The organism is Pseudomonas sp. LW8 (genome assembly GCF_041956865.1).
In the GTDB taxonomy this organism is placed as follows: Bacteria; Pseudomonadota; Gammaproteobacteria; order Pseudomonadales; family Pseudomonadaceae; genus Aquipseudomonas; species Aquipseudomonas siliginis.
Genome location: NZ_CP168138.1, coordinates 4,113,973 through 4,140,176, shown reverse-complemented (window position 1 = coordinate 4,140,176; position 26,204 = coordinate 4,113,973). Strand labels below are relative to the sequence as shown.

At 61.4% G+C, this 26,204-nt stretch carries 24 protein-coding genes; 17 read left to right on the top strand and 7 right to left on the bottom strand.

Going from position 1 to position 26,204, the window contains the following annotated elements:
• Positions 1-9 precede the first annotated feature (9 nt).
• From AB9L16_RS18685 to AB9L16_RS18675, 3 genes are all read right to left on the bottom strand, one after another.
• The gene (locus AB9L16_RS18685) at positions 10-648 is read right to left on the bottom strand and encodes a LysE family translocator (RefSeq protein WP_375122533.1); all 639 of its coding nucleotides are present in this window, start codon (positions 646-648) and stop codon (positions 10-12) included.
• 1 nt (position 649) lies between these two features.
• Positions 650-1,420, bottom strand: a complete 771-nt coding sequence (locus AB9L16_RS18680) for a 2OG-Fe(II) oxygenase (RefSeq protein ID WP_095181606.1) — start codon at positions 1,418-1,420, stop codon at positions 650-652.
• Between the two features lie 90 nt (positions 1,421-1,510).
• Entirely contained in the window at positions 1,511-2,137 is a 627-nt protein-coding gene (locus AB9L16_RS18675; RefSeq protein WP_375122532.1) for an alanyl-tRNA editing protein, read from the bottom strand.
• An 89-nt stretch (positions 2,138-2,226) separates the two neighbouring features.
• On the opposite strand from AB9L16_RS18675, the gene AB9L16_RS18670 reads away from it, so the two are divergent.
• Entirely contained in the window at positions 2,227-3,225 is a 999-nt protein-coding gene (locus tag AB9L16_RS18670; RefSeq protein WP_095181607.1) for a LysR family transcriptional regulator, read from the top strand.
• A 634-nt stretch (positions 3,226-3,859) separates the two neighbouring features.
• On the opposite strand, the gene AB9L16_RS18665 is transcribed toward AB9L16_RS18670, so the two are convergent.
• Both AB9L16_RS18665 and AB9L16_RS18660 read right to left on the bottom strand, forming a co-directional pair.
• Positions 3,860-4,267, bottom strand: a complete 408-nt coding sequence (locus AB9L16_RS18665) for a PA2817 family protein (protein ID WP_007967565.1) — start codon at positions 4,265-4,267, stop codon at positions 3,860-3,862.
• Between the two features lie 73 nt (positions 4,268-4,340).
• A complete protein-coding gene (locus AB9L16_RS18660; protein WP_375122531.1) occupies positions 4,341-6,788 on the bottom strand; it encodes an acyl-CoA dehydrogenase in 2,448 nt (815 codons plus the stop codon).
• A 247-nt stretch (positions 6,789-7,035) separates the two neighbouring features.
• Between AB9L16_RS18660 and AB9L16_RS18655 the strand changes: the two genes are divergently transcribed.
• The 4 genes from AB9L16_RS18655 to AB9L16_RS18640 all read left to right on the top strand — a co-directional run bounded on the left by AB9L16_RS18655 (position 7,036) and on the right by AB9L16_RS18640 (position 10,204).
• Complete coding sequence (locus tag AB9L16_RS18655) at positions 7,036-7,695, top strand: transglutaminase family protein (RefSeq protein WP_041479462.1); 660 nt, start codon at positions 7,036-7,038, stop codon at positions 7,693-7,695.
• A gap of 43 nt (positions 7,696-7,738) precedes the next feature.
• Positions 7,739-8,362, top strand: a complete 624-nt coding sequence (locus AB9L16_RS18650; RefSeq protein ID WP_095181610.1) for a glutathione S-transferase family protein — start codon at positions 7,739-7,741, stop codon at positions 8,360-8,362.
• A 133-nt stretch (positions 8,363-8,495) separates the two neighbouring features.
• A complete protein-coding gene (locus AB9L16_RS18645) occupies positions 8,496-9,428 on the top strand; it encodes an ABC transporter ATP-binding protein (protein WP_041479460.1) in 933 nt (310 codons plus the stop codon).
• Positions 9,425-10,204, top strand: a complete 780-nt coding sequence (locus tag AB9L16_RS18640) for an ABC transporter permease (RefSeq protein ID WP_056788203.1) — start codon at positions 9,425-9,427, stop codon at positions 10,202-10,204. The genes AB9L16_RS18645 and AB9L16_RS18640 overlap by 4 nt, the downstream gene beginning before the upstream one ends.
• A 139-nt stretch (positions 10,205-10,343) precedes the next feature.
• On the opposite strand, the gene AB9L16_RS18635 is transcribed toward AB9L16_RS18640, so the two are convergent.
• Positions 10,344-10,862, bottom strand: coding sequence for a DUF2062 domain-containing protein (locus AB9L16_RS18635; protein WP_039760200.1), 519 nt, complete (start codon positions 10,860-10,862; stop codon positions 10,344-10,346).
• A gap of 136 nt (positions 10,863-10,998) precedes the next feature.
• Here AB9L16_RS18635 and AB9L16_RS18630 point away from each other — a divergent pair, with 136 nt between their 5' ends.
• From AB9L16_RS18630 to AB9L16_RS18575, 12 genes are all read left to right on the top strand, one after another.
• Positions 10,999-13,233 (top strand): DNA internalization-related competence protein ComEC/Rec2, encoded by a 2,235-nt coding sequence (locus AB9L16_RS18630; protein ID WP_375122530.1) that lies wholly within the window; start codon positions 10,999-11,001, stop codon positions 13,231-13,233.
• A 101-nt stretch (positions 13,234-13,334) separates the two neighbouring features.
• Positions 13,335-13,970, top strand: coding sequence for a MotA/TolQ/ExbB proton channel family protein (locus tag AB9L16_RS18625; RefSeq protein ID WP_016771007.1), 636 nt, complete (start codon positions 13,335-13,337; stop codon positions 13,968-13,970).
• Positions 13,967-14,395: a biopolymer transporter ExbD gene (locus AB9L16_RS18620; RefSeq protein WP_041479458.1), complete on the top strand. Its 429-nt coding sequence runs from the start codon at positions 13,967-13,969 to the stop codon at positions 14,393-14,395. Before AB9L16_RS18625 ends, AB9L16_RS18620 begins: the two co-directional genes overlap by 4 nt.
• Positions 14,395-15,405, top strand: a complete 1,011-nt coding sequence (lpxK, locus tag AB9L16_RS18615) for a tetraacyldisaccharide 4'-kinase (RefSeq protein WP_252876730.1) — start codon at positions 14,395-14,397, stop codon at positions 15,403-15,405. The genes AB9L16_RS18620 and lpxK overlap by 1 nt, the downstream gene beginning before the upstream one ends.
• A gap of 23 nt (positions 15,406-15,428) precedes the next feature.
• Entirely contained in the window at positions 15,429-15,614 is a 186-nt protein-coding gene (locus AB9L16_RS18610; RefSeq protein WP_003179363.1) for a Trm112 family protein, read from the top strand.
• Complete coding sequence (gene kdsB / locus AB9L16_RS18605; protein WP_375122529.1) at positions 15,611-16,375, top strand: 3-deoxy-manno-octulosonate cytidylyltransferase; 765 nt, start codon at positions 15,611-15,613, stop codon at positions 16,373-16,375. Before AB9L16_RS18610 ends, kdsB begins: the two co-directional genes overlap by 4 nt.
• Positions 16,375-16,839, top strand: coding sequence for a low molecular weight protein-tyrosine-phosphatase (locus AB9L16_RS18600; RefSeq protein WP_076563814.1), 465 nt, complete (start codon positions 16,375-16,377; stop codon positions 16,837-16,839). Before kdsB ends, AB9L16_RS18600 begins: the two co-directional genes overlap by 1 nt.
• A complete protein-coding gene (gene murB, locus AB9L16_RS18595; protein ID WP_375122528.1) occupies positions 16,836-17,855 on the top strand; it encodes a UDP-N-acetylmuramate dehydrogenase in 1,020 nt (339 codons plus the stop codon). The genes AB9L16_RS18600 and murB overlap by 4 nt, the downstream gene beginning before the upstream one ends.
• Before the next feature lie 249 nt (positions 17,856-18,104).
• Positions 18,105-18,575 (top strand): (2Fe-2S)-binding protein, encoded by a 471-nt coding sequence (locus AB9L16_RS18590; protein ID WP_016771000.1) that lies wholly within the window; start codon positions 18,105-18,107, stop codon positions 18,573-18,575.
• A complete protein-coding gene (locus tag AB9L16_RS18585; RefSeq protein ID WP_375122527.1) occupies positions 18,572-20,893 on the top strand; it encodes a molybdopterin cofactor-binding domain-containing protein in 2,322 nt (773 codons plus the stop codon). The genes AB9L16_RS18590 and AB9L16_RS18585 overlap by 4 nt, the downstream gene beginning before the upstream one ends.
• A complete protein-coding gene (locus AB9L16_RS18580) occupies positions 20,894-21,874 on the top strand; it encodes an XdhC family protein (protein ID WP_375122525.1) in 981 nt (326 codons plus the stop codon).
• Positions 21,871-22,467 (top strand): nucleotidyltransferase family protein, encoded by a 597-nt coding sequence (locus AB9L16_RS18575; RefSeq protein WP_375122524.1) that lies wholly within the window; start codon positions 21,871-21,873, stop codon positions 22,465-22,467. Before AB9L16_RS18580 ends, AB9L16_RS18575 begins: the two co-directional genes overlap by 4 nt.
• Positions 22,468-22,597: 130 nt before the next feature.
• Here AB9L16_RS18575 and rne read toward each other — a convergent pair whose 3' ends face one another.
• Positions 22,598-25,885, bottom strand: a complete 3,288-nt coding sequence (gene rne / locus AB9L16_RS18570) for a ribonuclease E (RefSeq protein WP_375122523.1) — start codon at positions 25,883-25,885, stop codon at positions 22,598-22,600.
• Between the last annotated feature and the right edge of the window lie 319 nt (positions 25,886-26,204).

Sequence of the window (26,204 nt, the reverse complement as noted above, 5' to 3'; positions counted from 1 at the left end):
TTGTGTGAGTTACATCGACAGCATCAGGCGTCCGGCAAACAGAATCAGGATGACGCCCATGCTGCGCTCGAACCAGTGTCCAAGGCGCATGAACAGCAGGCGCACTTTATTGCTGGAGAAAAACAGCGCGACGATGACGAACCACAGAGCGTTGACGAAGCACATCCACAATCCATAGAACGCCTGGATCTGCAGCGGTGTGCTGGCGCTGATGATCGTGGTGAAGATCGCCAGGAAGAACAGCGTGGCCTTGGGGTTGGTCGCATTGGTCAGAAAACCGGTGCTGAATGCCTTGAACAGTGACTGTTCAACCAGCGGCTCATCGGCGGTTTTTTCACCTTCGACGCTGCTCTTCGGTTTGCTGCGGATCAGGCTGACGCCCAGATAGAGGATGTAGGCCCCACCGACCACTTTGGCCGCAGTCAGCAGCCACGGCGTGGTGTGCATCAAGGCGCCGACGCCGAGCAGGGTATACAGCACGTGCACGGAAATCCCCGCGCCGATGCCCAGCGCAGTGCAGATGCCGACGAGGCGACCGAAGCGCACGCTTTGGCGGATGGTCACGGCGAAGTCCGGACCGGGCGCAACCACGGCGAGAAAGTGGATGGTGGCCAATGCGAGAAACTCGCCCAGGTAATTGAAAAGCATGTCAGCTCCAGAAAGTCAGAGGGGAAGCATTGCCGCGATAGCCGACAAAGAACGACAGGCTCAAGCGCGGATCCGCGACGCCCGGAGTTACCGAGTGCATGCGCCGCGAATTGAACATGATGAAATCGCCGGGCTGCGGTCGTACCTCGAGGGCGGGCGGCCCCAGCAGCGACGGCTCGATGCCATAACTGTCGCCGCGCATTTCGTCGAATTGATCGGGGGTGATGTGGTCATTCCACATCTGCAAGGCGCCACCCTCGGCGGGCATGTTCAGGTAGACGTTGCAGGCAAATTGCGCCTCGAGACTGCGCGCCTGAAAACTGTCCGGGGCGTCCTTGGCGAAGATGTCGTGATGAGCAAGAAAGCACACGCCCGGTTTGACCACCCGCGACAAACCGACATACATCTTGCGCCCGTAGAGATTTTCCAGATGCGCGCCGGCAGGCCAGGACTCGTCGAGCATGCAGCGCAGGGTGTCGATCGGCGAAGAGTAGGGAGCGCAGCGCTGGCGCAGTTCGTCGATGTTGCGGGTTGCGCGTTCGAAGTAATCCTCGATCAGCAGCGGCTGGTTTTCCGCCTCGTAGAAGGCCATGCCGATGCGGCCGATGCTCGGTGCGTTGATGTAGCCCTCAAAGCCCGGGGCGAGGATCTTGTCGCCAATTTCGATCGCCAGCGGCTCGGGCAGAAAGCGTTTGACGCGGATGGCGAGGACTTCTTCGTTGGCCAGTTTTTTTATGCACGTCTCATCGAGACGCTCGACGTCTAGCATCATTTTTTTTAGGTCCATCTATCGATAGTCAACGGAACCGGCGAGTGCGGTTCCCCGGCGTCGGACGCTGCGCGATGGCAATGTCCGAAATGCTCAATCCACGCTGTAGTGGACGGACAGCGTGCCCTTTTTCTGCGAAAGGGACGCGATCGTGACTGTGCCCAGATCCTTCAGGCTACGTACGTGGGTGCCACCGCAGCCATAGGCTGGCAGCTCACCGAAACTGATTTCCCGCGCGCCTTCGCGCAGCGAGGTCAGGCGCGGCAGATCATGTTCGATCCACTGCTCGATACCGGTTTGTACGGTTGGCGCATCGACTTCTTCAGCGCTATCGCCCGGCTTGAATTGCACCCGGCCTTCGTCCGGCCAGTGGTGCGCCTTGATCGGCATCCAGCCCATGGCCTGAATGAAATGACCGATCAGGTGCCCGGCCGAGTGCATGCGCGTATTGAAGCGGCGGCGCTCTTCATCGATACGGATGACGGTCATGCCCAGCGGCAGCGGGCGGTCGACGAAATGCACAATGCGCTCAGGTACCTGCACCACGCGCGACACCCGGCTTTCACCAATCCAGCCGGTGTCGCAAGGCTGACCGCCGCCCTGCGGGTGAAACAGGGTAGCGCGCAGCACTACGGCGAATTCGTTCTCTTGGGGTGTGCAGTCGAGGACTTCGACATTCGCCTTGAGGTCGTCACTGTGAAAAAACAGGCGAAGCGTCATATTCCATGCCCTGATCGAAGTTCTGTTTTTATTATATGAATCGTGCAATAACGTGATAATCCGTTCGAACATCAAAGGACTTGTGCGTCGTGAGCATCAATCTTCCGCTGCCGCTGCTGGGTGAAATGGCGATTTTCGTCAAGGTTGTCGAGACCGGCAGCTTCTCCGAAGCGGCGCGGCAGATGGGTTCCTCACCCTCGGCGGTCAGTCGCAGTATTTCCCGATTGGAAAAGGCGTTGGCCACGCGCTTGCTGCAACGCACCACGCGCAAACTGCGCTTGAGCGATGGTGGTGAGGAGGTGTTCAAGCGTTGCCAGGAAATGGTCAGCGCGGCCAGGTCGGTGATGGAAATCAGCGGCCAGTTCACCCACGAAGCCGAAGGCCTGGTGCGGGTCAGCGTGCCGAAAGCGGTGGGGCGCTTTGTGATTCATCCGCACATGCCGGAGTTTCTGCGCCGCTATCCCAAGGTTGATGTGGAGTTGTTGCTGGAAGATCGTCAGGTCGATCTGATCGATGATCATGTCGATCTGGCGATTCGCATCACTGATCGTCCACCGGCCGGTCTGGTCGGGCGGCAGTTGCTGACCATCGATCATTTGCTTTGCGCCACGCCGCAATACCTGGCCGAACATGGCACGCCGACGCATCCTCATGATTTGCTCAATCACAGTTGTATTTATCTGGGCGAAACGCCGAGCGATGCGCGCTGGAAGTTCAAGAAGGGCAGTAAAGCTGTCACGGTCGGGGTGCGTGGGCGTTATGCCGCCAATCACACGGGTGTGCGGTTGGGGGCGGTGTTGCAGCACATCGGCATTGGCAGTCTTCCGTATTTCACGGCGCGTTACGCCTTGGAGCAGAAGTTGATTGTGCAGGTGTTGCCGGACTGGACGTTTCTTGCCTCTTATCATGGTGGGTTGTGGTTGCTGCATTCGCCGACGCGGTATTTGCCGCCGAAGTTGCGGGTGTTCATTGATTATCTGGTGGAGTGTTTGCAGAAGGAGCCGACGTTGGGTAGGCCCGGGAAATCGGTGGGCGGGGGCAATTTGGCTGTGGCGTATGAGCTGCCGGAGGGTGAGGGGTTGCTTTGAGGTTTTTTTTGGGGGGGGCTTGGCGGCCTTTGGGCCGACCATGCTCTGGTGGTTTGGGTGAATATCCGTTTCTGCGGGTGTTGCGGATTACGGTTCCGCCCTTACGGCGGGTCACCTTTTTCAAACGCCAAAAAGGTAACCCAAAAGGCTTGCTCCTGCGTTCGGCCCTCGCAGGCTCGGGTTCCTTCGCTGCGGGATCGATCCGGGCGCAGCGGCTACGGTTTGCTTCGCTGCACCTACACTCGCTGTGTACGACTGCGTCGTACGGTCGCTGCGCTCCCACGCCCGGATCAATCCCTCCGCTCAGCCTTCCGACGTCGCCTGTGAATCAAGATCAAAAGCGGTACTCGAGCTTGCGCTCATTGTTTTGAGTGGTGAGGGGCGGGTGGTGTCTGGCTGTTTTTGTGGTGAATTTTCCCCTCACCCCAGCCCTCTCCCGAGGGAGAGGGGGCCGGTTTGTGGGTTGTTCATAATCTGCATTCGACTCGGTAATTCAGGTCGACGTACCTCATCCAAACAGCGCGGTCAGTCCCCTCTCCCTCCGGGAGAGGGCTAGGGTGAGGGGCTTTTGATCTTGAAAAAAAAAGGCCCGCATGGAATCAACAGTGCGGGCCTTTCGATTACCTGTCGAATATCAATGCTTGCTGTCCTGCGCCGACATGGCCAGCAGTTGTTTTTCCTGGTTCCAGTCAAACGGTTCGTCGTTCTGTTCGGCTTCGTAGCGGCGTTCTTCGAGGGCCTGGTAGAGGTCGATTTCTTCGTCGGAGAGGTAGTGCAGGCAGTCGCCGGCGAAGAACCACAGCAGGTCGCGTGGGATCAGGTGGGCGATTTGCGGGTAGCGGGTGATGACTTGGGTGAGGATGTCCTGGCCCAGGTATTGGCTTTCGATAGGGTCGATAGGCAGGGAGGCCAGCAGTTCGTCGAAGCGCTCGAGGAACAGGGCATGGCTTTCTTCGGGCACTTGTTCGGCCTCACCTACGGCGACCAGGATACTGCGCAGGTGGTCGAGCAACACGAGATGATCGGCAACGACGTTGGACACGAGATAAGTCCTCAAGAGCAAAACGGGCGCGGGAGTATAAAGCCCTCGCGCCGTTTTTTCACATAAACCGGGTTCAGCGGACTTTGCCCGCTGCCTGGGTCAGTTCTTCTTTGGCGAAATCGTCGACGTCGATCACCTTGCGGCGGGCCGCTTCGGCGTCGCGCAGGCTTTGCGCTTCGACGGCTTGCAGCACGCCGGCTTCCAGCGCGGCATCGATGGCGTGTTCGCCGGCTGCCGGTTTGACCTGGCCGCTCTTCAGTGCGGTGTGCAGTTTCTTGTGGAGCGGTTGCGCGGCATTGAGCAGGTCGCTGGCGTGTTGCAGCGCGCCCACGGCATCGTCCGCCGATTGCGGGCGGTAGCAGCCGGCGAGCAATTCTTCGAGGGCCGGATCGCCTTTGGCGCGACCGATGACCGCAGCGACTTCGGCGCCGAGTTTGTCCGATGGGCCTTTGTGACGGCGCCCGAACGGGAAGACGATGACCCGCAGCAGGCAGCCGAAGACTTTGTTCGGGAAGTTGCTCAGCAGTTCATCCAGCGCACGCTCCGACTGGCCGAGACTTTCTTCCATGGCCCAGCGGAACAGCGGCTCCATGTACGCCGGCGAATCCAGGTCGTGATAGCGCTTGAGCGCGGCGGAGGCCAGATACAGGTTGCTCAGTACATCGCCGAGGCGTGCCGACAGACGTTCGCGGCGTTTCAGTTCGCCGCCCAGGAGCATCATGCTGAAGTCGGCGAGCATGGCGAATGCGGCGGCCTGACGGTTCAGCGCGCGGAAGTAGCCTTGGCTGATCCTGTCGCCCGGCGCATGTTCAAAGTGACCAAGGCCGAGGTTCAGCGCCAGTGTGCTGGCCGCATTGCTGACGGCGAAACCGATGTGCTTGAGCAGCAGGCCATCGAATTCCTTGAGTGCCTGGTCTTTATTCTGGCGACCGGCGAGGGCCATTTCCTTGAGTACGAACGGATGGCAACGGATCGCGCCCTGACCGAAGATCATCAGGTTGCGCGACAGGATGTTCGCGCCTTCGACGGTGATGAAGATCGGTGCGCCGTTCCAGCTGCGGCCGAGGTAGTTGTTCGGTCCCATGATGATCGCCTTGCCGCCGTGCACATCCATGGCGTGGCTGATGCATTCGCGGCCGCGTTCGGTGAGGTGGTATTTGAGGATCGCCGACAGCACCGATGGTTTTTCACCCAGGTCCACCGCGTTGGCGGTGAGCATGCGGGCGGCGTCCATCATCCACGCGTTACCGCCGATGCGCGCCATGGCTTCCTGGATGCCTTCGAAAGCGGACAGCGGTACATTGAACTGCTCGCGAATCTGCGCGTACTGGCCGGTGACCAGACTGGTGAACTTGGCCGCACCGGTACCGACGGCTGGCAGCGAGATCGAACGCCCGACTGACAGGCAGTTCATCAGCATCATCCAGCCCTTGCCGAGCATTTCCTGACCACCGATGAGGTAGTCCAGAGGAATGAACACGTCCTTGCCGGAGTTCGGGCCGTTCATGAACGCGGCGCCCAGCGGCAGGTGACGACGACCGATTTCCACACCTGCGGTATCGGTCGGGATCAGCGCAAGGCTGATGCCGAGGTCTTCTTCTTCACCGAGCAGGTGATCCGGGTCATAAGCCTTGAATGCCAGGCCAAGCAGAGTCGCGACCGGGCCGAGCGTGATGTAGCGCTTTTCCCAGTTCAGGCGCAGGCCGATAACTTCCTGTCCTTCCCACTGGCCTTTGCAGATGATCCCGGTGTCGGGCATCGCGCCGGCATCGGAACCGGCCAGCGGGCCGGTGAGGGCGAAGCACGGAATATCGTCGCCACGGGCCAGTCGCGGCAGGTAGTGATTACGTTGTTCGTCGGTGCCGTAATGCAGCAATAGTTCGGCAGGGCCGAGGGAGTTCGGGACCATCACGGTGGAGGCGAGGTCGCCACTGCGCGTCGCCAGTTTCATTGCCACTTGTGAGTGAGCGTAGGCCGAGAAGCCTTTGCCGCCGTATTCCTTGGGAATGATCAGGGCGAAAAAGCCATGTTCCTTGATGTGCGTCCAGGCCTCGGGCGGCAGGTCCATGGACTGGCCGATCTGCCAGTCGCTGACCATTGCGCAGAGTTCTTCGGTCGGGCCGTCGATGAAGGCTTGTTCTTCTTCGCTCAGTTGCACTTTTGGATAGGACAGCAGTTTGTCCCAGTCCGGACGGCCGCTGAACAGCTCGCCGTCCCACCATACGGTGCCAGCATCGATCGCGTCGCGTTCGGTCTGTGACATGGGCGGCAGGGTTTTCTGGAACCAGTTGAACAGCGGCGCGGTGAAGTGCTTGCGGCGCAGGTCAGGCAGCAACAATGGCGCGGCGACCACCGCCAACAGGACCCAGAAGACAAACAGCAGCCAGCCCGGCGCGTGACTGAAAATCCCCATGGCGACGAGATAGGCCGCAACGATGCCCAACGCGGGCAGCGGGGCGATGCGTCGATGGGCGAGATACGCCACGCCGACGATCAAAACCAGTATCCACAACAACAGCATATTCAGTCCTCCGTGAACCAAGGCAAATCGACCCTCCAGAGCTTAGACGGCATCTGCAAACAAGGGTGGTCAGAGCATGGTGATTGAAATCGTGGGAAACCCCGGATGGTTTTCGTAGGTTCGGTGGGCAACACGTGTGGGAAATCGTTCGTTGCTGCGCAGCTTTGCTTTCAGGTTTGGCCGAAACGTCGTTATCTCTGTGCTCAGGCTGTCGCTAGACTCGTGGCTTACCCAGGAGATTGCCGTCATGCACGAGTATCTGAGCCCCGGCCGCTTCATCGATAGTGACCACCCGGCGGTGGTGGAGTTCGCCGAGCAGCATCGCGGCGCCAGTAACGATCCGCGTGAGCAGGCGATCAGTCTGTATTACGCCGTGCGCGAGGCGGTGCGCTACAACCCCTACACCTTCAGTCGTGATCCGCAAACCTTGCGCGGCAGTTACGCACTGGCGGCGGGGGAGAGTTATTGCGTGCCGAAAGCTACGCTGCTCGCCGGTTGTGCCCGGCATTGCGGGATTCCGGCGCGCATCGGTCTGGCCGATGTGCGCAATCATTTGTCGACGCCGCGTCTGCTCGAGTTGCTGAAAAGCGACGTGTTCGCTATGCATGGCTACACCGAGCTGTTTCTCGACGGCCGCTGGGTCAAGGCGACGCCGGCGTTCAACCAGCAACTGTGCGAGCTGTTCAACGTCGCAGCGCTGGAATTCGACGGGGTCAACGACAGCGTTTTCCACCCGTTCAACCGTGATGGCGCGCAGTTGATGGAATATCTGCTCGATCACGGCCAGTTCACCGATGTGCCGGAAACGTTCTTCTTCGAGCACCTGCAAAAGTGCTATCCGCATCTGTTCAGTGAGCAACTGCCGGTGCTGTTGGGCGACATGCAGACTGATTTGAGTCGCACCTGATCCGGCGTATGCTGGCCGTCCACTCACTTGCAAAGAGGCGGTCATGCTGAAGATCTGGGGACGGAAAAATTCATCGAACGTCAGAAAGCCCTTGTGGGCTGCCGAAGAGTTGGGCCTGGCTTACGAGGCCATCGATGCCGGCGGCGCGTTCGGTGTGGTCGATACGCCCGAGTACCGCGCGATGAACCCCAATGGCCGGGTGCCGGTGATCGAGGATGACGGTTTCGTGCTTTGGGAATCCAACGCCATCGTTCGCTACCTGCTGGCCAAGCACGCCCCAGACAGCGCTTGGTACCCGGCGGATGCGCAAGCCCGCGCCACGGCGGACAAATGGATGGACTGGACCACTTCCAGTTTCGCCGGGCCGTTTCGCACGGTGTTCTGGGGTGTGCTGCGCACGCCCTCCGAGAAGCAGGACTGGAAGGCGATCAACGCCGCGATCAAGGAATGCGATGAATTGCTGAACATGGCCGACCATGCCCTGATCAGCCAGCCTTATCTCTCCGGCAATGACATCGGCATGGGCGACATCCCGCTGGGCAGCTTCATTTATGCCTGGTTCGAAATGCCCATCGAGCGCGCCCCGCAACCACATCTCCAAGCCTGGTATGAACGTTTGAAGCAGCGTGTGGCCTATCAGAAAGCGGTCATGACCGCGTTGACTTGATAATTACTATCGACACACTTGACTGTACTTGTGCGGCGGCGGCAAGCACCATTGCGAACTTGCGCCGCGGTTGTTTCCCTCGCCGCCCGCCCTTATTTACTTCTTTCCTTCCTTCTTGGTGCGTAAATCCGATATGAGTTCCGCTCTGTCCATCCGGCAGCTAACCAAAACCTACGGCAACGGGTTCCAGGCCTTGAGTGGTATCGATCTGGACGTCGCCGAAGGTGACTTTTTCGCCTTGCTCGGCCCCAACGGCGCCGGCAAATCCACCACCATCGGCATTCTCTCGACCCTGGTCAACAAGACCAGCGGCACCGTGAATATTTTCGGCAATGACCTGGACAAGAACCCGGCGGCGCTCAAACGCTCGATCGGCGTGGTGCCGCAGGAATTCAACTTCAACCAGTTCGAAAAGACCTTCGACATCGTCGTAACCCAGGCCGGCTACTATGGCATTCCGGCGAAAGTCGCCAAGGAACGCGCCGAGCAGTACCTGACCCAGCTGGGGCTGTGGGACAAGCGTGATGTGCCGTCGCGTTCGCTGTCCGGCGGCATGAAACGGCGTTTGATGATTGCTCGTGCACTGGTGCACGAACCGCGTCTGCTGATCCTCGATGAACCGACTGCGGGCGTCGACATCGAGCTGCGCCGTTCGATGTGGACCTTCCTCACCGAGCTGAACCAGAAAGGCATCACCATCATTCTGACCACGCATTATCTGGAAGAGGCCGAGCAGCTGTGCCGCAACATCGGCATCATCGACCACGGCACCATTGTCGAAAACACCAGCATGAAACAGTTGCTGGGCCAGTTGCACGTGGAAACCTTTTTGCTCGACCTGAAACACGACTTGCACGCGGCGCCGCAATTGCTCGGCTACCCGGCCCGATTGCTCGACGGCCACACCCTGGAAGTGCAGGTCGATAAATCCATGGGCATCACGGCGTTGTTCACCCAGTTGGCGCAGCAGAACATCGAAGTGCTGAGCCTGCGTAACAAAACCAATCGCCTCGAGGAGTTGTTCGTGTCCCTGGTGGAGAAAAATCTGTCGAAGGTGGCGGTATGAGTTCCGAGTTCGGTCCCAACCTCGTCGCCCTGCAAACCATCGTCTACCGCGAGGTCAAACGCTTCATGCGGATCTGGCCGCAGACGTTGCTGCCGCCGGCGATCACCATGGTTCTGTACTTCGTGATTTTCGGCAACCTGATCGGCCGACAGATCGGCGACATGGGTGGCTTCACCTACATGGAGTACATCGTGCCGGGTCTGATCATGATGTCAGTGATCACCAACTCCTACGGCAACGTGGTCTCAAGTTTCTTCGGCAGCAAGTTCCAGCGCTCGATCGAAGAGCTGATGGTCTCGCCGGTGTCACCGCACACGATCCTGATCGGCTTCACCATTGGTGGGGTATTGCGCGGTCTGGCGGTGGGTCTGATCGTGACGATCCTGTCGCTGTTCTTCACCCATCTGCAGGTGCATCACCTCGGCGTGACCATCCTGGTGGTGGTACTGACCGCGACGATCTTTTCGCTGCTGGGCTTTATCAACGCGGTGTTTGCGCGCAACTTCGATGATATTTCGATCATCCCGACCTTTGTGCTGACCCCGCTGACTTACCTTGGCGGCGTGTTCTACTCGATCACTTTGCTGCCACCGTTCTGGCAGACCGTGTCGCTGGCCAACCCGGTGCTGCACATGGTCAACGCCTTCCGCTACGGCATCCTTGGTGTCTCGGATATCCGCATCGGCATCGCCATTACCTTCATGCTGGTGGCGACCGTGGTGCTGTATCTCGGCTGTGCGCGGTTGCTGGTGAGCGGGCGCGGGATGCGTACCTGATCCCGACCGCGTCGCTTTCTTCGCGAGCAGGCTCGCTCCCACATTGGAATGATGTTCTCTGTGGGAGCGAGCCTGCTCGCGAAGGGGCCAGCCCAGACACAAGAAAAAACGGCCTCCCATCGCGGAGGCCGTTTTGCTTTCATTTCTGCCGACTTTGCTTGCGCCGCCGCCATTGCCGCGCCACCCACCAGCGCCAGTACAGCATCACCAGAAAATAGGCGAGGACGCCCAGCACCAGGCCGACAACCACCGAGCCCAATAAAAACGGCTGCCACAATGTCGACAGCTCTCCGCTGATCCATTCCCAGGTCAGCTCGTCCGGCAGATGCCGCGCCGGCACATCCATCAGGAACGCCCCGGCCTGGTAGGTGCAGAAAAACACCGCCGGCATGGTGATCGGATTGGTCAGCCAGACCAGGCTCACCGCAATTGGCATATTGCCGCGCACCATCACCGCCAATGCCGCCGCCACCAGCATCTGTGCCGGGATCGGCAGGAACGCCGCAAACAGGCCGACCGCCATCGCCCGGGCGACCGAGTGGCGGTTGAGATGCCAGAGGTTAGGGTCATGCAGCAACGTGCCGAGAAAGCGTAAGGATTTGTGTTCCCTGATGCTCGTCGGGTCGGGCATGTAACGTTTGAATAAGCGCCGGGGCATAGGGCTTCTCGGTCGGTTAAGGCGGCAAGTATGTCTGGATTCTACGAACCGCCCATTCAGACTTTGTGACAATTGTTGACGACGGTGGTGCCGCAGACCGGCTATGCCTAGTGGGGGGACTCTCAAGGACGGGCATATGCGCACAGGGATGATGGCGCTGGCAGTCGGTCTGCTGGCCCCGGTTTTTTTGCCGGCCTTGCCGCCGGTCGGTTGGTTGCTGGTGCTGCCAATGGTGGCGCTGATGTTGCTGCCGTTTCGCAGCTTTCCACTGGCATTTTTGCTGTTTGGCTTTACCTGGGCCTGCGTTGGCGCGCAGTGGGCGCTAAATGACCGCTTGCCACCGAGCTTGGACGGCGAAACCCGTTGGCTTGAAGGGCGCGTGGTCGGCTTACCGCAGCACAGCGATGGCGTGGTGCGTTTCGAGCTGGCTGATGCGCGCTCACGCCACGAAAAACTGCCATCGCTGCTGCGCCTGGCCTGGTACGCCGGGCCGCCGGTCAACAGCGGCGAACGCTGGCGCCTGGCGGTGAAGTTGAAGCGCCCGGGTGGCCTGCTCAACCCGCACGCCTTCGACTACGAGGCCTGGCTGCTCGCGCAACGGATCGGCGCAACCGGCACGATCAAGGATGGCCTGCGCCTGGCTGAGGCCCGGCATGCATGGCGCGACGGCGTTCGCCAACGCCTGCTGGCGGTGGATGCGCAAGGACGCGAGGGCGCGCTGGCAGCGCTGGTGCTCGGTGATGGCTCTGGGCTCAGTCGCGAGGATTGGCAGGTACTGCAAGACACCGGCACCGTGCATCTGCTGGTGATCTCCGGCCAGCACATCGGTTTGCTCGCCGCAGTGATGTATCTGCTGGTTGCCGGGCTGGCGCGTTTCGGAATCTGGCCGTTGCGCTGGCCCTGGTTGCCGTGGGCGTGTGGCCTGGCATTCGCGGCGGCGCTGGGTTACGGCTTGCTCGCCGGGTTCGATGTGCCGGTGCAGCGCGCCTGCGTGATGGTGGCGCTGGTATTGTTGTGGCGCCTGCGTTTTCGCCATCTCGGCGCGTGGTGGCCGTTATTGCTGGCGTTCAATGGCGTGCTGTTGTTCGATCCGCTGGCCAGTTTGCGTCCAGGTTTCTGGCTGTCCTTCGCGGCCGTTGCAGTACTGATTTTCACCTTCGGCGGGCGGCTTGGGGCCTGGCGCTGGTGGCAGACCTGGACCCGCGCGCAGTGGCTGATCGCGATCGGCTTGTGTCCGGTGTTGCTGGCGCTGAGCTTGCCCATCAGCGTCAGCGGGCCTGTAGCCAATCTGCTGGCCGTTCCGTGGGTCAGCCTCGTGGTGCTGCCGCCGGCATTGCTCGGCACGCTATTGCTGCCCGTGCCTTATGTTGGCGAAGGGCTATTGTGGCTGGCCGGTGGTTTGATCGACTGGCTGTTTATCGGGCTGGCGCTGATTGCCGGGCAATGGCCGGCGTGGATACCGGCCGCCATTCCATGGTGGGCGTTGGTCCTGGGCAGCCTTGGCGCGATTTTATTGCTGTTGCCCCGTGGCGTGCCAATGCGTCCGTTGGGCTGGCCGCTGCTGTTGCTCTTGGCACTGCCGCCTCAAGAGCGAATAGAGGAAGGGCGAGCCGATGTCTGGCAAATCGACGTCGGCCAAGGCTTGGCGATTTTTGTGCGCACGCGACATCACGCATTGCTCTATGACGCCGGCCCGCGTTTCGGCGAGTTCGATCTCGGCGAACGAGTGGTGTTGCCAGCGTTACGCAAACTCAATGTGCAAGCGCTCGACTTGATGCTACTCAGCCACGCTGACGCCGATCACGCTGGCGGCGCCCGGGCGGTCATGCGTGGATTGAACGTGCACCGCGTGGTCAGCGGCGATCCGCCAAACCTGCCGCCGGAGCTGAACGCCGAAGCCTGCGCAAGTGGCGAACAGTGGCAGTGGGATGGCGTGCAGTTCCAGCTCTGGCAATGGTCGGCGGCCGATGACAGCAACCAGCGCTCCTGTGTATTGCAGATCGAAGCCAACGGTGAACGCCTGCTGCTCACCGGCGACATCGACATTCACGCCGAGCGCGTTCTGCTCGACAGCCCACTGGCCGTGCCGACGCAGTGGCTGCAATCGCCACATCACGGCAGTCGCAGTTCATCGTCGATGGCGCTGTTGAAAGCCTTGCAGCCGGAATCAGTGCTGATCTCCCGTGGCCACGGCAACTCCTTCGGTCATCCGCATCCCACCGTGCTGGCGCGCTACCGCAAGCAAGGTCTGCGCATCTACGACAGCGCCGAACAAGGTGCCATTCATTTGCAACTGGGCAGCTTCAAGCCGCCGTGGACGATGCGGCAACAGCGACGTTTCTGGCGCGATCCGCCGGTCCCGGGCCGTTGATCGGTGCCAGCATAGGTGCCACCTCACGGTCGTCGGGGCGGCGGGTCTTAATCGCGGATCGGTATGGTAAAGTGGCGCACTTTTTCGAGGGGACTGTCACTGTGTGGGAATTGGTCAAATCCGGCGGCTGGATGATGTTGCCGATCATTCTGAGTTCCATCGCGGCCATGGCGATCGTCGCCGAGCGCCTGTGGACACTACGCGCCAGTCGCGTCACCCCCGAGCATCTGCTGGGTCAGGTCTGGGTCTGGATCAAGGACAAGCAGCTCAACAAGGAAAAACTCAAGGAGTTGCGCGCCAACTCGCCGCTGGGGGAAATCCTCGCCGCAGGCCTGGCCAATTCCAAGCATGGTCGCGAGATCATGAAAGAGTGCATCGAAGAGGCTGCTGCGCGGGTCATTCATGAACTCGAACGCTACATCAACGCCCTCGGCACCATCGCGGCCATGGCGCCATTGCTCGGCCTGCTCGGCACCGTGCTGGGCATGATCGACATTTTCAGTGCCTTCACCGGTTCCGGCATGACCACCAATGCTTCGGTACTGGCCGGCGGTATTTCCAAAGCGCTGATCACGACCGCAGCGGGCCTGATGGTCGGTATTCCGGCGGTGTTCTTCCACCGCTTCCTGCAACGTCGTATCGACGAGCTGGTGGTCGGCATGGAGCAGGAAGCGATCAAACTGGTGGAAGTGGTGCAGGGCGACCGTGATGTCGATCTGGCCGAGGGCAAAGCGTGAAATTCCGTCGCAAGCCCCGGGAAACCGTGGACATCAACCTCGCGTCGTTGATCGACGTGGTGTTTATCCTGCTGCTGTTTTTCGTGGTGACTACCACTTTCACTCGGGAAACCCAGTTGCGCGTGGATCTGCCGGAAGCGGTCAGCGGTTCGCCCGCCGAAGATCAGCAGGTCAAACAGCTGGATGTCGCGATCAGTGCCGAAGGCGTGTTCTCGGTGAACAACAAGATTCTGCCGAAGAATGATCTGCCGACGCTGATGGAAGCCATGCAGAAAGAATCCAACGGCGACACCAACATGCCGCTGTCGATCAGTGCCGATGGCAAGGCCCAGCATCAATCGGTGATCACTGCCATGGACGCGGCCGGCAAGCTCGGTTTCAGCCATCTGCGCATGACCACGGTCGAGGCGGCGCCGAAATCCTGATGAGCCTGTCCGATCGCCTGCTCGCCGCGTGGTATCAGGGGCACCCGGCCCTGACGCTGCTGCGACCATTGGAAATGCTGTATCGCCGCGTGGTGATCAACAAGCGTCAGCGCTTTCTCGATGGTGAAGGTGAGATCTACCAGTCGCCGGTGCCGCTGATCGTGGTCGGCAATATCACCGTTGGCGGTACCGGCAAGACGCCGATGATTCTCTGGCTGATCGAACATTGCCGACGCCGTGGACTGCGCGTTGGCGTGGTCAGTCGTGGTTATGGCGCCAAACCGCCGCAACTGCCGTGGCGGGTTGAGGCCAAGCACAGCGCCGAGGTTGCCGGTGACGAGCCGTTGCTGATCGTCCAGCGCACCGGCGTGCCGCTGATGATCGATCCCGATCGCAGCGCCGCCGTCAAAGCCTTGATCGCCAGTGAACCGCTGGACCTGATTCTGTCTGACGACGGCATGCAGCATTATCGCCTCGCGCGGGATCTGGAACTGGTGCTGATCGACGCTGCACGTGGCCTGGGCAACCAGCGCTGTCTGCCGGCCGGGCCTTTGCGTGAGCCGGTCGAGCGCCTGCAAAGTGTCGATGGCGTGCTGTTCAACGGTGCCCTTGATGATCGCGACGATGGTTTCGCCTTCCGCCTGCAACCCACGGCCCTGGTCAATCTGCGCAGCGGCGAACGTCAGTCACTGGAGCATTTCCCGCCCGGGCAAGCGCTGCACGCGGTGGCTGGTATCGGCAATCCGCAACGTTTCTTCAATACCCTCGAAGCGCTAGACTGGCGGCCAGTCCCGCATGCGTTTGCCGACCACGCCGAGTACAGCGTGCAGGCGTTGAATTTCACCCCGTCATTGCCGTTGGTGATGACCGAAAAGGACGCGGTGAAGTGCCGTGCCTTTGCTGCTGCCGACTGGTGGTATCTGGCGGTCGATGCCGTGCCGTCGCCAGCCTTCGTGGCCTGGTTCGACACCCAGCTGATGCGCCTGTTGCCGGATCGTCTGCTGCCTTAACTCTTTTATTTCTGGGAATGTTCATGGACACCAAACTGCTCGACATCCTCGCTTGCCCCGTGTGCAAAGGCCCGCTCAAGCTCAGTGCCGACAAGACCGAACTGATCAGCAAGGGCGCCGGCCTGGCGTATCCGATCCGCGACGGCATCCCGGTGATGCTGGAAAGCGAAGCGCGCACCCTGACCACCGACGAGCGCCTGGATAAATGACCACAGCCTTCACCGTTGTCATCCCGTCGCGTTTCGCCTCGACCCGTCTGCCGGGCAAGCCGTTGCTGGATATTGCCGGCAAGCCGATGATCCAGCATGTCTGGGAGCAGGCGGGCAAAAGCAGCGCCAGCCGTGTGGTTGTCGCGACTGACGATGCGCGCATCGTCGAGGCGTGCAAAAGCTTTGGCGCCGAAGTGGTGCTGACCCGTGAAGATCACAATTCCGGCACCGATCGTCTGGCCGAGGTCGCAGCGAAACTCGGTCTTGCGCCTGATGCGATCGTGGTCAACGTCCAGGGCGATGAGCCGCTGATTCCGCCAAGCGTGATCGACCAGGTCGCCGCCAACCTTGCTGCCCATACCGAAGCGCGCATGGCCACGCTGGCCGAGCCGATCGAAGACGTGGAAACCCTGTTCAACCCGAACGTTGTGAAGGTTTCCAGCGATATCAACGGTCTGGCCCTGACGTTCAGTCGTGCAACCTTGCCATGGGCACGCGATGCATTTGCCAAGAGCCGCGAGCAGCTGCCGGAAGGCGTGCCCTATCGTCGCCACATCGGTATTTATGCCTATCGCGCCGGGTTCCTCCACGACTTCGTGAGCTGGGGGCCGTGCTGGCTGGAAAATACCGAATCCCTCGAGCAACTGCGTGCCTTGTGGCACGGCGTGCGCATTCATGTCGCCGACGCGCTGATCGCGCCGCCGACCGGTGTCGACACCGTCGAAGACCTTGAGCGGGTTCGTCGCCTGCTGGGGGCCTGATGCGCGTACTGTTTGTGTGTTTGGGCAACATCTGCCGTTCGCCCACCGCCGAAGGCGTGTTGCGCCACAAGTTGCGTGAAGCTGGGCTGGCGGATGTGGTCGAAGTGGCCTCCGCCGGCACCGGTGACTGGCACGTCGGCAACCCGCCGGACAAGCGCAGCCAGGCGGCGGCGAAACTGCGCGGTTATGACCTGTCGACGCAACGCGCGCAGCAGGTCAGCCGGGCCGATTTCGCCAGCTACGACCTGATTCTCGCCATGGACAACAGCAATCTGCGCAACCTCAAGGCCTTGCAGCCGTCCACCGGCAGGGCCGAGCTGGATCTGTTCCTGCGTCGTTATGCCGGGCTGGTCGATGAAGTGCCGGACCCGTATTACGACGGCGATCAGGGTTTCGAGCAGGTGCTGGATCTGATCGAAGCGGCCTGCGACCAGTTGCTGATCGAAGTGAAGGGCCGTTTATGAGTTTGCAGGTGCAAGCGCAAGTATCTTTGCAGGCCTTCAATACGTTCGGCGTCGATGTGCGCGCGCAGCTGTTTGCCGAAGCCCACAACGATGACGATGTCCGCGAAGCGCTGGCCTATGCCGCGTCCCATGACGTGCCGTTGCTGGTGATCGGCGGCGGTAGCAACTTGCTGCTGACGGCGGATATTCCGGCGTTGGTGCTGCGCATGGTCACGCGCGGCATCCGCCTGCTCAGCGATGATGGCAATCGCGTGGTGATAGAAGCCGAAGCGGGCGAGCCTTGGCACCCGTTCGTGCAATACACGCTGGCCCAGGGTTTGGCCGGGCTGGAAAACCTCAGCCTGATCCCTGGCACCGTCGGCGCCGCGCCGATGCAGAACATCGGCGCCTATGGTGTCGAGATCAAGGACGTGTTTGCCGGCCTGACCGCGCTGGACCGCGAGAGCGGCGAACTGCGTGATTTCAGTCTGGAAGACTGCAACTTCGGCTACCGCGACAGCCTGTTCAAGCAGCAGCCGGGACGTTGGCTGATCCTGCGGGTACGCTTCACGCTTGATCGCGCCGCGCACCTGCATCTGGAATACGGTCCGGTGCGCCAGCGCCTGAGCGAGCAGGGCATCGAGCAGCCAACGCCCACCGATGTCAGCCGCGCCATCTGCAGCATCCGCAGCGAAAAACTGCCGGACCCGGCGGTGCTCGGCAATGCCGGCAGCTTCTTCAAAAACCCGCTGGTGCCCGCCGCTGTGGTCACGCAGATCAAAACGCAGCACCCGGATCTGGTGGCTTACCCGCAAGCGGACGGGCAGATGAAACTGGCCGCTGGCTGGCTGATCGAACGCGCCGGCTGGAAGGGTTTTCGCGATGGCGACGCCGGCGTGCACAAGTTGCAGGCGCTGGTGCTGGTCAACTACGGCACGGCCACCGGCCTGCAACTGCTCGACCTGGCGCAACGTATCCAGAAAGACATCGCCGAACGGTTTCATGTCGAACTGGAAATGGAGCCCAATCGGTATTGAGGCTACGCTTGCCTGACGCCATCAAAAGCCCTGCACTGATGAAAAAGTGCAGGGCTTTTTTGTTAATGCTGGGTTAACTTAGCGACCTAACGATACCTACCATTTGCTCCACCCAAAGGCCCGGTGCAGACGTTCCCGTCGGCGCAAGAGAGCCTGATTAGCCTGAGTCGATCTGCGCGAACCCACCGCTGATTTTCCGGCGGCAGATTGCTCGACCCCATAACCACTAAAAAATATGCGGGCGTGCCCATGATTACCCTGAAACTCAACGGTCAAGACCACTCCCTCGATGTCACCGAAGACATGCCGCTGTTGTGGGCGATTCGTGACGTCGCCGGATACAACGGCACCAAATTCGGTTGCGGCATGGGCCTGTGCGGCGCCTGCACCATCCATATCGACGGCTTGCCGGCACGCAGTTGCATCACGCCGATCGGCTCGGTGATCGGCCAGAACGTCACCACCATCGATAATCTCCACGCCGACCCGGTAGGCAAGGTCGTGCAGCAAGCCTGGCTCGACAGTGCCGTGGCCCAATGTGGTTATTGCCAGGGCGGGCAGATCATGTCGGCCACCGCTTTGCTGAAAACCAATCCGAACCCGAGCGACGAGCAGATCGAAGAAGCCATGGTCGGCAACATCTGCCGCTGCGGTACTTACAACCGGATCAAAACCGCGATCCGCCAGGCCTCCACCCATCTGAAGGAGGTGAAGGCATGAGCCGCGTCCCGAATGATTTCGCCCTGAGCAACCTCAGCCGCCGTGGCTTTCTCAAAGGCGTCGGCGCCACCAGCGCGCTGGTCCTCGCCGCGAGCTGGGGCTGGCAGGATGCGCTAGCCGATGACGCTGCGAAGAAGTTTGGCGCCGATGGCATGCCCAATGGCTGGATCGACGATCCCAAGGTCTACGTGAGCATTGCTGCCGATGGCAGCGTCACCGTGGTGTGCAACCGTTCGGAAATGGGCCAGGGCGTGCGCACCAGCCTGAGTATGGTGGTTGCCGATGAGCTTGAGGCCGATTGGGCGCAGGTCAAAGTGCAGCAGGCGCCGGGTGACGAAGTGCGCTTCGGCAACCAGGACACCGATGGTTCGCGCAGCATGCGTCACTGGTACGAGCCGATGCGTCGTTGCGGCGCCGCCGCGCGGACCATGCTCGAACAGGCCGCTGCTGCGCAGTGGAAAGTGCCGGTTGGCGAATGCCATGCGCAACTGCACAAGGTCATTCACAAACCGTCCGGCCGCGAATTGGGCTACGGCGAACTCGCCGCTGCCGCCAGTGCGCTGGCAGTACCGGCGCGTGACAGCCTGCGACTCAAGCAGCCGTCGGAATTTCGCTACATCGGCAAGGAAGGCACCAAGGCCATCGACGGTGCCGATATCGTCAATGGCCGCGCAGTGTACGGCGCCGATGTGCATTTCGATGGCATGCTCTACGCCACCATCGCTCGCCCGGCGGTTTATGGAGGCAAGGTCAAAAGCCTCGATGACAGCGCCGCACTGAAAGTCCCTGGCGTGCTAAAAGTCATGCAGATCGAAGGCCGGCCATTGCCGTCGGAGTTCCAGCCACTAGGCGGCGTCGCGGTTGTGGCCAGCAATACCTGGGCGGCGATCAAGGGCCGCGAGGCGCTGAAGATCGAGTGGGATGACGGCCCGAATGCCAGTTATGACTCGATTGCCTATCGCAAAGAGCTTGAAGCCGCGTCGCTGAAGGCCGGCAAAGTGGTGCGCAACACCGGTGATATCGACAAGGCCTTGAGCGGTGCCGCCAGCACCCTCGAAGCCTCGTACTACCTGCCGCATCTGGCGCAGGCGCCGATGGAACCGATGGTTGCCATTGCCCGTTACAAGGACGGCGTGTGCGAAGCCTGGGCGCCGAGTCAGGCACCGCAGGTCACCCGCGAGCGCATCGCCGAGCGCCTGGGCGTACCGTTCGAAAAGGTCACCTTCAACGTAACGCTGCTGGGCGGTGGTTTCGGGCGCAAGTCGAAACCGGACTTCGTCGTCGAAGCGGCGATTCTCGCCAAGGAGTTTCCGGGCAAGGCTGTACGGGTGCAGTGGACGCGCGAAGACGACATCCACAATTCGTATTTCCACACCGTGTCGGCGGAATATCTGAAGGCGGGCATCGACAAGAACGGCATGCCGTCCGGCTGGCTGCATCGTACCGTGGCGCCGAGCATCACCGCGTTGTTTGCGCCGGACATGAACCATGAGGCGGCGTTCGAGCTGGGCATGGGCTTTACCAACATGGCCTATGCGATTCCCAACGTGCGCCTGGAAAACCCCGAAGCCAAGGTACACACGCGGGTTGGCTGGTATCGCTCGGTGTCGAACATTCCCCACGGCTTCGCGATTCAGAGTTTCGTCGATGAACTGGCGCACAAGGCCGGGGAAGATCCGCTCAAGTACCAGATCAAATTGCTCGGCCCGGACCGGCAGATCGATCCTCGCACCTTGAGCGAAGAGTGGAACTACGGCGAATCGCCCGAGCGTTATCCGATCGACACCGGGCGCATGCGCACCGTGCTGGAAACTGCCGCCAAGGCCGCCGGTTGGGGGCGCAAACTGCCCAAGGGCCGTGGCCTCGGTCTGGCGGTGCATTACAGCTTCGTCACCTATGTCGCGGCGGTGATTGAAGTCGAGGTCAAGGACGACGGTTCGCTGATCGTGCACAAGGCCGACATCGCTGTGGACTGCGGGCCGCAGATCAACCCTGAGCGCATCCGTTCGCAGTTCGAAGGCGCGTGCGTCATGGGCCTGGGCAACGCTGTACTCGGCGAAATCAGCTTCAAGGACGGCAAGGTCCAGCAGGACAACTTCCATATGTACGAGGTCGCGCGCATGTCGCTGGCGCCCAAGGAAGTTGCGGTGCATCTGGTGACGCCGCCGGGTGACGTGCCGTTGGGTGGCGTTGGTGAGCCGGGCGTGCCGCCGATTGCTCCGGCGCTGTGCAATGCGATCTTCGCCGCCACCGGCAAGCGCATCCGCAATCTGCCGGTGCGGTATCAGTTGCAAGGCTGGCAGAAGGCGGAGGCGTAAATGGACAGCGTCGATCTCAACGTCCTGCGCAGCGTCCTCGAGTGGCGCCGCGCCGGGCAGCGGGTGGTGCTGTTCAGCGTGGTGCAGACCTGGGGCACCGCGCCGCGCTCGCCCGGCGCCATGCTCGCCTTGCGCGAGGACGGCGTGGTGATCGGCTCGGTGTCAGGCGGCTGTGTCGAGGATGACTTGATCGCGCGGCTGCACGATGGCTGCATCGCCACCGACGGCCCGCCGGTGCAGATGATCACTTATGGCGTGACCCGCGAGGAGGCCGCGCGTTTCGGCCTGCCTTGCGGCGGCACCCTGCGCCTGACCGAAGAGCGCGTCGGCGACCCGGCGTGGGTGGCCGAGCTCCTGCAGCGTTGCGAAAACCATGAAATCGTTGCCCGTGAACTGAACATCGAAACCGGCGAGGTGCGGCTGGCTCCGGCGAGCAAGTCCGATTCGCTGGTGTTCGACGGCAAGGTTCTGCGGGCGATTTACGGTCCGCGCTGGCGCTTGTTGCTGATCGGTGCCGGGCAGTTGTCGCGCTACGTCGCCGACATGGCGCGGCTGCTGGATTTCGAAGTGCTGATCTGCGATCCGCGCACCGAGTTCGTTTACGGCTGGGAAGAGCAGCATGGCCGTTTCGTCCCCGGCATGCCGGATGAAGCTGTGCTGAACATCCAGACCGACGAGCGCACGGCGATTGTCGCCTTGACTCACGATCCACGCCTGGATGACATGGCTTTGCTCACCGCGCTCGACTCGCCGGCGTTTTACGTCGGCGCGCTCGGTTCGCGGGTCAACAGCCAGAAGCGCCGGGAAAATCTGGCTCAGCTAGGCTTGTCGCAAGCATCGATTGATCGCTTGCACGGGCCGATCGGCCTGCACATCGGTAGTCATTCGCCGGCAGAGATCGCCTTGTCGTTACTGGCGGAAATTGTCGCGATCAAGAACGGTGTGGAGTTGAAGCAGAAAAAACCGCTGGAGGGTGCATGAGCCATTCCATCGCAGTGATCGTGCTGGCAGCAGGCGAGGGCAAACGCTTTCGCCAGATCGCCGGTCCCGACAAAGACAAATTGCTCGCTGATTGCACCGGGCGTGACGGCGCGGTGCGCTCGGTAATCGAGCAGGTGCTGGTGAACCTGCCGGCCAGTCTCGACAAGCGCGTACTGGTCACCACCGAAGCGCGACCACAGGCGATGCGCATGGCCCAGGCATATGGCTGCGACGTGGTGTCAATCGAGTCGACCGGCATGGGCGACAGCATCGCCGCAGGTGTTGCCGCTTGCCCTGACGCCGATGGCTGGTTGATTGTGCTGGGTGATATGCCGTTTATCTTGCCATCGAGTATTGAGCGAGTGGTCGCGGCGATGGCTGATGACGCGGTGAGTGTGCCGGTGCTGGGTGGCGAGTTTGGCCATCCGGTGGGGTTTGGTCGTTCGTTTGGCGCGCAGTTGCAGGCGCTGACCGGTGATCGTGGCGCACGGCCGTTGTTTGCGCAGGGTAGGGTGGTTGAGGTGGCGGTAGATGACCCGGGGATGTTGTGGGATATCGATGTGCCTGAATCTCTGGTATTTCCTCAGCCCTGAGCCGTGTTGAAATTCCTTGTGGGAGCGAGCAGGCTCGCTCCCACAAAGGTTGTGGATGATGCTGGTATTTCAGGCAATAAAAAGCCCCGCCAGGCTTTCACCGGGCGGGGCTTTTTAATGGCTTCAGGAATTACACGAGTGGTTTAGGCTCGTGCTCTTTTTCCTGGGCTTCTTCGCGCTGTTCAACCGCGTCCTGAACGGAGCGTGGTGCTTCAGCGATCACCGCTTCAACCGATGCTTCTTCCGCGACCGGGGCAGGGGCTGCCTCGATCACTTCAGCCGCAGCGGCTGGTTCGGCAGCCACTGGCGCTGCAGCGGCAGCCAGTTCGGCTTCCTTCTGCAAACGCTCGGCTTCACGCTTGCGACGACGCACTTCACGCGGGTCGTTTGGCGCACGGCCGTTTGGCGTCAGGGCGCTGACCGGAGCCGGAGCTTCAACCACCGGGGCTGGCGCTTCGACTGCGGCTGGTGCTTCTTCAGCCTGAGCTTTTGCAACTGGTGTTTCGACAGCTGGTGCTTCAACCACTGGCTCTGGAGCCGGTTCGGCCGCTGCAACTACTGGCTCGGAAACCATGGCCTGCGGTACTTCGGCTTCAGCGACCGGCGCTGGAGCTTCGGTGACGGCTGGCTCGGCAACCCAGTTGAACGCAGTCTGCTCTTCGCGAACTTCACGCACGGTTCTGGTCACGTTTTCGCTGACGGTTTCGGTCGCTGGTTCGGATTCAGCAACTGGCGCTTCAACGACAGCTTCCGGTTCGGCAGCCGCTTCAACCTGAGGCTGAGCTTCGCGGACCGGAGCGACTTCGATTTCCGGTGCAGCAGTCACTTCCACTGGAGTGGTGGCTTCGACAACCGGCGCTTCGACTGGAGCAGTTTCCAGTGTGGCGGCAGTGGCGCGTTCAGCCTGCTCGTGGGCTTGGGCTTCTGCCGGAGCGCTGATGGTGCTGCTGGCAACGGCGGCGGTGACGGCCAAGCCAGCGGCCAGATCGGCAGTGCTTGGCTCGCCAGCGTTTTCAGCGGACTCGGATTCTTCCGAACCTTCGATCACGTTGCCGTTGGCATCACGTTGACGCTCGCGACGGTTGCTGCGACGGCGCTGACCACGGGAGCGACGACGTGGACGATCGCCTTCGGCGTTGTCCTGACCGTCTTCCGGCAGTTGCTCTTCGTTGTTGCTGTTCACTTCTTCTTCAGCAACGGCAGCAGCGGCCTGCTCGGCACGCGGTTGACGCTCTTCACGCGGCGGACGCGGGGCGCGTTCTTCGCGTGGCTGACGGGCCGGACGCTCTTCAGCGGTCACGGCAGCAACAGCAGCGGCTGCGGCTGGCACGGCGTCCAGTGGCTCGCGCAGTTCACGTACGCGTTCTTCACGCTCGCCACGCGGCTTGCGATCTTCACGCGGTGCACGCGGTGCACGTTCTTCACGCGGGGCACGTGGTGCGCGCTCTTCGCGGGCTACCGGCGCTTCGCTGCGGGTTTCACGCGGCTCGCGGGCTTCGCGTGGCTGGCGCTCTTCGCGCGGCTCGCGTGGTGCGCGCTCTTCACGTGGAGCACGTTCTTCGCGCGGCTTGCGTTCTTCATCGCGGCGACCGTTGCGGTTGCGGCTCTGCTGACGACCGTTGCGACGCTCTTCGTTGCGGGCAGGACGCTCGGTGGCAGCCGGTTTCGCAACGGCAACCGGTGCGGCTGGCTCTTCCTTGGTGGCGAACAGGCTGACCAGCGACTTCACCAGACCCTTGAACAGGCTTGGCTCTGGCGCGGCAGCTGGTGCTGGAGCAGGTGCGGCAGGTGCAACTTCAGTCGGCACCGGTGCGTTGGCACGGGCCGGCGCAGTTTTCACTGCAGCTTCCTGGCGAACCAGAGTGCGGGTCGCAGCGGCTGGCTGGACTTCTTCGACTTCGGCAGCGGCCGCAGCGATTTCGTAGCTGGACTGGTTGGTCGCGGCTTCCGGGCTGTCGTCACGCAGACGCTGAACTTCGAAGTGCGGCGTCTCGAGGTGATCGTTCGGCAGAATGACGATGCGGGCGCGGGTGCGCAGTTCGATCTTGGTGATCGAGTTGCGTTTTTCGTTGAGCAGGAACGCGGCGACCGGGATCGGCACTTGCGCGCGAACTTCGGCGGTGCGGTCTTTCAGGGCTTCTTCTTCGATCAGGCGCAGGATGGCCAGCGACAGCGATTCAACGTCACGGATGATGCCGGTGCCGTTGCAACGCGGGCAGACGATGCCGCTGCTTTCGCCCAGCGATGGACGCAGGCGCTGACGGGACATTTCCAGCAGGCCGAAACGCGAGATACGACCGATCTGCACGCGGGCGCGGTCAGCTTCCAGGCATTCACGGACTTTCTCTTCCACGGCGCGCTGGTTCTTCGCCGGGGTCATATCGATGAAGTCGATGACGATCAGGCCGCCGATGTCGCGCAGGCGCAACTGACGGGCGATTTCTTCGGCGGCTTCAAGGTTGGTCTGCAGCGCTGTTTCTTCGATGTCGCTGCCTTTGGTGGCGCGCGCCGAGTTGATGTCGATGGACACCAGGGCTTCGGTCGGATCGATCACAATGGAGCCGCCGGAAGGCAGTTCGACGACGCGCTGGAATGCGGTCTCGATCTGGCTTTCGATCTGGAAACGGTTGAACAGTGGCACGCTGTCTTCGTACAGCTTGATCTTGCTGGCGTACTGCGGCATCACCTGGCGGATGAAGGTCAGGGCTTCGTCCTGGGCTTCAACGCTGTCGATCAGCACTTCGCCGATGTCCTGGCGCAGGTAATCGCGGATGGCGCGGATGATCACGTTGCTTTCCTGGTAAATCAGGAATGGCGCGGAGCGATCCAGCGAGGCTTCTTTGATGGCGGTCCACAGTTGCAGCAGGTAATCGAGGTCCCACTGCATTTCTTCGCTGCTGCGGCCCAGGCCGGCAGTGCGCACGATCAGACCCATGTCGGCCGGAGCAACCAGACCGTTCAGCGCTTCACGCAGTTCGTTGCGTTCTTCGCCTTCGATGCGACGGGAGATGCCGCCGGCACGCGGGTTGTTCGGCATCAGTACGAGGTAACGACCGGCCAGGCTGATGAAGGTGGTCAGGGCGGCGCCCTTGTTCCCACGTTCTTCTTTCTCGACCTGAACGATGACTTCCTGGCCTTCGCTCAGGACGTCCTTGATGTTGACGCGGCCTTCTGGGGCTTTCTTGAAGTATTCGCGGGAGATTTCTTTGAGGGGCAGGAAGCCGTGGCGCTCGGAGCCGAAATCGACAAAGGCAGCCTCAAGGCTTGGTTCGATGCGAGTGATACGGCCTTTATAGATGTTGGCCTTCTTCTGCTCGCGTGCACCGGATTCGATGTCCAGGTCGTAGAGGCGTTGGCCATCTACCAGTGCAACACGCAACTCTTCGGGTTGAGTTGCGTTAATCAGCATTCTTTTCATGTAGTACCGTCGGTTTCCGGGCTGCCGGAAACGGCGTTCGGCACACACGACTTCTCACGGTCGGTGTCAGGTGCGTCGGGAGTGGTTGGCCATTCCCGTGTCCAGCGATGTGCGGCCAATTGGGCCGATACCGCGACGTACGCGTCCTGCTTGCTGTGGCTACTTAAGCACTCAGTCAGGAGGAGGAATCAACCAGCGGCTGTGGACGAGATGAAGCGTCTTGATCAAAGCTTGTTGCTACACAGTCCGGCGGTTGTGCATCTCCACCCTACACGTATCCCTGATAATTCGGGTGCTGCCGCGCGCAGAATCCGCAGCG

Excerpts from the sequence above, each read along its gene's own strand:
- AB9L16_RS18685 (WP_375122533.1), bottom strand. The coding sequence starts at position 648 with ATGCTTTTCAATTACCTGGGCGAGTTTCTCGCATTGGCCACCATCCAC.
- AB9L16_RS18680 (WP_095181606.1), bottom strand. The coding sequence starts at position 1,420 with ATGATGCTAGACGTCGAGCGTCTCGATGAGACGTGCATAAAAAAACTG.
- AB9L16_RS18675 (WP_375122532.1), bottom strand. The coding sequence starts at position 2,137 with ATGACGCTTCGCCTGTTTTTTCACAGTGACGACCTCAAGGCGAATGTC.
- AB9L16_RS18660 (WP_375122531.1), bottom strand. The coding sequence starts at position 6,788 with ATGCTGTTGTTGTGGATACTGGTTTTGATCGTCGGCGTGGCGTATCTC.
- AB9L16_RS18655 (WP_041479462.1), top strand. The coding sequence starts at position 7,036 with ATGCACGAGTATCTGAGCCCCGGCCGCTTCATCGATAGTGACCACCCG.
- AB9L16_RS18650 (WP_095181610.1), top strand. The coding sequence starts at position 7,739 with ATGCTGAAGATCTGGGGACGGAAAAATTCATCGAACGTCAGAAAGCCC.
- AB9L16_RS18645 (WP_041479460.1), top strand. The coding sequence starts at position 8,496 with ATGAGTTCCGCTCTGTCCATCCGGCAGCTAACCAAAACCTACGGCAAC.
- AB9L16_RS18640 (WP_056788203.1), top strand. The coding sequence starts at position 9,425 with ATGAGTTCCGAGTTCGGTCCCAACCTCGTCGCCCTGCAAACCATCGTC.
- AB9L16_RS18635 (WP_039760200.1), bottom strand. The coding sequence starts at position 10,862 with ATGCCCCGGCGCTTATTCAAACGTTACATGCCCGACCCGACGAGCATC.
- AB9L16_RS18630 (WP_375122530.1), top strand. The coding sequence starts at position 10,999 with ATGCGCACAGGGATGATGGCGCTGGCAGTCGGTCTGCTGGCCCCGGTT.
- lpxK (WP_252876730.1), top strand. The coding sequence starts at position 14,395 with ATGAGCCTGTCCGATCGCCTGCTCGCCGCGTGGTATCAGGGGCACCCG.
- AB9L16_RS18610 (WP_003179363.1), top strand. The coding sequence starts at position 15,429 with ATGGACACCAAACTGCTCGACATCCTCGCTTGCCCCGTGTGCAAAGGC.
- kdsB (WP_375122529.1), top strand. The coding sequence starts at position 15,611 with ATGACCACAGCCTTCACCGTTGTCATCCCGTCGCGTTTCGCCTCGACC.
- AB9L16_RS18600 (WP_076563814.1), top strand. The coding sequence starts at position 16,375 with ATGCGCGTACTGTTTGTGTGTTTGGGCAACATCTGCCGTTCGCCCACC.
- murB (WP_375122528.1), top strand. The coding sequence starts at position 16,836 with ATGAGTTTGCAGGTGCAAGCGCAAGTATCTTTGCAGGCCTTCAATACG.
- AB9L16_RS18590 (WP_016771000.1), top strand. The coding sequence starts at position 18,105 with ATGATTACCCTGAAACTCAACGGTCAAGACCACTCCCTCGATGTCACC.
- AB9L16_RS18585 (WP_375122527.1), top strand. The coding sequence starts at position 18,572 with ATGAGCCGCGTCCCGAATGATTTCGCCCTGAGCAACCTCAGCCGCCGT.
- AB9L16_RS18580 (WP_375122525.1), top strand. The coding sequence starts at position 20,894 with ATGGACAGCGTCGATCTCAACGTCCTGCGCAGCGTCCTCGAGTGGCGC.
- AB9L16_RS18575 (WP_375122524.1), top strand. The coding sequence starts at position 21,871 with ATGAGCCATTCCATCGCAGTGATCGTGCTGGCAGCAGGCGAGGGCAAA.
- rne (WP_375122523.1), bottom strand. The coding sequence starts at position 25,885 with ATGAAAAGAATGCTGATTAACGCAACTCAACCCGAAGAGTTGCGTGTT.